The organism is Micromonospora tarensis (assembly GCF_016803395.1).
GTDB lineage: Bacteria > Actinomycetota > Actinomycetes > Mycobacteriales > Micromonosporaceae > Micromonospora > Micromonospora tarensis.
In genome coordinates this window covers 1-4,589 of sequence record NZ_JAEVHL010000365.1, presented here as the reverse complement: position 1 = coordinate 4,589, position 4,589 = coordinate 1, and the positions used below count along the sequence as shown (strand labels likewise).

Genomic DNA, 4,589 nt, shown 5'->3' with positions numbered 1-4,589 from the left:
CGGCGTACGCGATCCGGCCGGTCGCCGGCGCGGCCGGACGGGCGAAGCCCCTCCCCGCGGCCAGCCGGTGCCGTCGCCCTCCGGGCAGCACCACCTCCGCCGTCATGAGCGCAGCTCCGGCACCTCGACCCGACCGCCCTCGCGGGCCGAGCGCAGCCCCAGCTCGGCGAGCTGCACACCGCGCGCGCCGGCCAGGAAGTCCCACCGGAACGGCTCACCGGCCACTACGTGCCGCAGGTACGCCTCCCACTGCACCTTGAAGCCGTTGTCGAACTCCTCGTTGTCGGGCACCTCGGCCCACTGGGCGCGGAAGTCCTCGGTGGCCGGCAGGTCCGGGTTCCACACCGGCTTCGGGGTGACCGCCCGGTGCTGCACCCGGCAGTTGCGCAGGCCCGCGATCGCGCTGCCCTCGGTGCCGTCGACCTGGAACTCCACCAGCTCGTCGCGGTACACCCGCACGGTCCAGGACGAGTTGATCTGCGCGATCACCCCGCCGTCGAGTTCGAAGGTGGCGTACGCGGCGTCGTCGGCCGTGGCGGCATACGGGCGACCCGCCTCGTCGACCCGTTCGGGCACGTGGGTGGCGGTCACGCAGGAGACGGCCGTGACCCGGCCGAACAGCTCCTCCAGCACGTAGTGCCAGTGCGGGAACATGTCGACCACGATGCCGCCACCGTCCTCGGCCCGGTAGTTCCACGACGGCCGTTGGGCGGGCTGCCAGTCGCCCTCGAAGACCCAGTACCCGAACTCGCCACGGACCGAGATGATCCGGCCGAAGAAGCCGCCGTCGATGAGGCGCTTGAGCTTGCGCAGCCCGGGCAGGAAGAGCTTGTCCTGCACCACGCCGGTGCGGACGCCGGCGGCGTCGGCGGCGCGGGCCAGGTCGAGCGCGGCGGCGGTGTCCTCGGCGAGGGGCTTCTCCGTGTAGATGTGCTTGCCGGCCTCGATGGCCTGCCGGATCGCCTTCTCCCGCTGCTGGGTGACCTGGGAGTCGAAGTAGATCTCGATGTCGTCGCGGGCCAGCGCCGAGGTGAGGTCGGTGCTCCAGTCGGTCAGCCCGTGCCGCGCGGCGATCTCACGGAGCTTCGTCTCGTTGCGCCCGACCAGGACCGGTTCCGGCCAGATGGTGGTGCCGTCGGCCAGCGTCACGCCGCCGGATTCGCGGATGGCCAGCAGCGAGCGGACGAGGTGCTGCCGGTAGCCCATCCTCCCGGTCACGCCGTTGACGATGATGCCGATCGACCTGCGGGTCATGGTGTTCCTTCCGTCGTGCTGGTCGTGCCGATCCGCGCTCAGTGGTTGGCGGCCGCGCTGCCGAGCAACCCACGCAGGTCGGTGGCGAGCCGGTCGAAGCGGGGGTCCGACATCACCTGCGCGTAGTCGCGGTGTGCCGGCAGTTCGACCGGGAAGGTGCGGATGATCCGGCCGGGCCGGGGGCTCATCACCACGACCCGGGTGCCGAGGAAGACCGCCTCGGCGATGGAGTGGGTGACCAGCACCACAGTGCTGCCGGTCTCCCGCCAGATCCGGTGCAGTTCGGCGTTCATCTGCTCCCGGGTCAGCGCGTCCAGGGCGCCGAACGGCTCGTCCATGAGCAGCACGGGTGGGGAGTGCAGCAGCGCGCGGCAGAGCGCCACCCGCTGCTGCATGCCACCGGACAGCTCGTGCGGCAGCGCCTTCTCGAAGCCGGTCAGCCCGGTCATCTCGATCAGCTCGTCCGCCCGGCGGGCCGCCTGCGCCCGGTCCATGCCGCGCATCTCGGCCTGGAGCAGGATGTTGGCCCGCGCGCCGCGCCACTCCAGCAGCGCGGCCTTCTGGAAGACGAAGCCGATCTCCTTCTGCGGGCCGCGTACCGGGCGCTGGAGCAGCGAGACCGCACCGCTGGTCGGCTTGACCAGACCCGCGACGATCTTGAGCAGGGTGGACTTGCCGCAGCCGGACGGGCCGACGATCGTGACGAACTCGCCGGGTTCGATGTCCAGTGAGACGTCGTCCAGCGCGGTGGTCTGCGACCGGCGGGTGGTGAACCGTACGGTCAGGCCGGACATCCCGATGGCGGTGCCGGTGGCGGCCGGCGCGGCGGTCACCGGGTCACCCCTGCGCCGCGTACGAGGAGTCCCAGTACGCGTTGGGCGCGCCCGCGTCCTTCAGCTCGGCGTAGCGGGACATCAGGTCGATGGTCTCGGTCCACTGGGCCTCGGTGTTCACCCCGGGCGGGCCGTCGCCGCCGAGCAGCGGCAGGTTGAGGGTGAGCTGCTTGGTGAGCACCTCGGGGGCGGGCTCGTTCTCGGCCAGCGCGGCCATCGCGTTCACCGCGCCCGCCGGGTCGCGGGCGGCGTCGGCCCAGGACTTCTGGGTGGCCCGGACGAACTTGCGGGCCAACTCCGGGTCCTTCTGCAGGGTCTGGGTGTTGGCGATCAGGCCGGTGCCGAGCAGGTTCATCCCGTAGTCGGCGAAGAGCAGCACGTCGACCTTCTTGCCGGTCTTGCTCTCGATGGTCGGCGCCTGGTCGTGGAAGAAGCCCATGATGGCGTCGACCTTGCCCTCGGCCAGGGCTGCGATCTTGCCGGCGGCGTCCACGTTGACGACCTTGACGTCGTCCTTCTTGACGCCGTTCTTCTCCAGCCAGGCCGGGAAGGTGGCGTAGAGGGCGTCGCCGGGGGTGCCGCCGACGGTCTTGCCCTTGAGGTCGGCCGGGGTCTTGATGTTCTCCTCGGTGAAGAACTCCACCGAGGACGGGCCCTTCTCCAGGTACGCGCCGAGGCTGCGCACCGGCATGCCACTGGCCACCGACTTGAGCAGCACCGGGCTGTCCGCCCAGCCGAAGTCGGTCTGCTTCTGGGCGACCTGCTTGACGGTGTTGCCGGAACCGTTGCCGGGCAGGATCTTCAGGTCGATGCCCTCGGCGGAGTAGTAACCCTTCTGCAGCCCGTAGTAGAAGGGCGCGTGCTCGCCGTAGGGCACCCAGTTCAGGGTGAGGGTGACCTGCTTCTTGCCGTCGGCGCCGGTCTTGCCGGTGGAGTCGTCCCCGCCGCAGCCGGTGGCGGCGAGGAGCAGGGCGACGGTGGCCAGGATGGTGGTGGCGGTGCGTTTCATCGGTGCCTCCGTGATGGGGTCGGTCAGGAGGTGGTGAGGGACACGCCGGCCCGGCGGCTGGCGTGCCACGGGATGAGCAGTGCCTCGGCGATCTCGACCAGGACGAACAGGACGATGCCGATGGCGGACATCAGGATCAGGTCGGCGAAGAGCAGCGGGGCGTCGAGGTTGCCGTTGGCCAGCAACAGGACGTAGCCGAGCCCTTCGCTGGCGCCGACGAACTCGCCGACCACGGCACCGACCACGGCGAGGGTGACGGCCACCTTCAGGCCGGCCATCAGGTGCGGCAACGCGTTCGGGAAGCGGATCTTGCGGAAGGTCCGCCACGGGCCGGCGCCCATCGTGGCGGCGAGGTCGAGCAGCTCCGGATCGGTGGAGCGCAGGCCGGCCACGCCGGAGATGACCACCGGGAAGAACGCGATGAGCACCGCCAGGATGACCTTCGGGGTGAGGCCGAGGCCGAACCAGACCACCAGCAGCGGGGCGATGGCGATCTTCGGGATGACCTGTGCGAAGAGGACGATCGGGTAGAGCGCCTTGTCCAGGGTGCGGGAGTAGGCGATGGCGACCGCGGTGGCCAGGCCGAACGCGGCGGCCAGCAGGAAGCCGAGCACCGTTTCGTAGAGGGTGACCACTGTGTGCCGGGCCAACTCGGACCACTGCCCGGTCATCGTCTCCCAGACCTGGCCGGGCGTGGGCACCAGGTAGTTCGGCACGTACTCCCGGGCGGCCACGAACCACCAGACCGCGAAGACCGCCGCGAGCACCAGGCCCGGACGCCAGAGCGAGTCCGCGAAGGCCGCCGCCCGGCGACCGAGCGTGGGTCGCGGTGGACGGCCCGCGCCACCGGGCGGCGGAGCTGCCACTCTGGACGGAACCGAACTGTCGACGTGGGCCGGTGAATCGGCGGACCCGGGTGCATTGGCCGAAGCGCCTGCCCGCTCAGTGCTCGCCTGGTCGGCGGCGGCGTGCCGGCCCGACGTGTCCAGAGAGTTCTCGGTCACGCGGAACCTCCTCGGGGCCCCGGCACGGCACCCGTGGGCCGGGCCGGTCGGCGGATCAGGCAAACGCTTTCCTGGAGCGTAGGCGGCGTCCAGACAGCAGGCAAGGCCTTTCCTCGATCTATTCGCCGCCAGCCTCGCCACCGGCGCTGAAGGGTCCCGCCGAGATCCACTCGGCTTGCTGGAAGCCGGGCCTTCCCCACCCCTTGGACACCGCGACTTCCCTGAAACCGAGTGGATCATCACCGTCCCGGTCCGATCTGGACCGGACCGTGCGTCAGGCGTGCGCCGGATAGGTGTCGAGCAGGCCGCACATGCCCAACCGGCCCCGCTCGACCGGTTCGTCCACCGCGTACACGGCGGCCTCGCCCAGATACCCGGAATCGCCCCGCTCCAGGGCGTCGAGCTGTTCGCCGGTGCCGGCGGCGGCCAGGCCCGCACCGTCCGCCCCACCGCTGCCGCCACGCCGCCAGCAGCGGCTGGCGCAGCGCG

At 71.1% G+C, this 4,589-nt stretch carries 4 protein-coding genes and 1 pseudogene; all 5 read right to left on the bottom strand.

Annotated elements, in window-relative coordinates; translation table 11 throughout:
- Positions 1 to 102: 102 nt before the first annotated feature.
- On the bottom strand, positions 103 to 1,254 hold the full coding sequence (locus JM949_RS33835) for a Gfo/Idh/MocA family protein (protein WP_203152103.1): 1,152 nt from the start codon (positions 1,252 to 1,254) through the stop codon (positions 103 to 105).
- A 38-nt stretch (positions 1,255 to 1,292) separates the two neighbouring features.
- Positions 1,293 to 2,048: an ABC transporter ATP-binding protein gene (locus JM949_RS33830; protein WP_238434379.1), complete on the bottom strand. Its 756-nt coding sequence runs from the start codon at positions 2,046 to 2,048 to the stop codon at positions 1,293 to 1,295.
- Between the two features lie 43 nt (positions 2,049 to 2,091).
- Positions 2,092 to 3,096: an ABC transporter substrate-binding protein gene (locus tag JM949_RS33825; protein ID WP_203152101.1), complete on the bottom strand. Its 1,005-nt coding sequence runs from the start codon at positions 3,094 to 3,096 to the stop codon at positions 2,092 to 2,094.
- 23 nt (positions 3,097 to 3,119) lie between these two features.
- The gene (locus JM949_RS33820) at positions 3,120 to 4,100 is read right to left on the bottom strand and encodes an ABC transporter permease (protein ID WP_203152100.1); all 981 of its coding nucleotides are present in this window, start codon (positions 4,098 to 4,100) and stop codon (positions 3,120 to 3,122) included.
- Between the two features lie 274 nt (positions 4,101 to 4,374).
- A pseudogene (locus tag JM949_RS33815) lies at positions 4,375 to 4,589 on the bottom strand (hypothetical protein); the annotation flags it as partial.

Bases quoted from the DNA above. Each gene is read 5' to 3' on its own strand.
- JM949_RS33835 (WP_203152103.1), bottom strand. From the start codon at position 1,254: ATGACCCGCAGGTCGATCGGCATCATCGTCAACGGCGTGACCGGGAGG.
- JM949_RS33830 (WP_238434379.1), bottom strand. From the start codon at position 2,048: ATGTCCGGCCTGACCGTACGGTTCACCACCCGCCGGTCGCAGACCACC.
- JM949_RS33825 (WP_203152101.1), bottom strand. From the start codon at position 3,096: ATGAAACGCACCGCCACCACCATCCTGGCCACCGTCGCCCTGCTCCTC.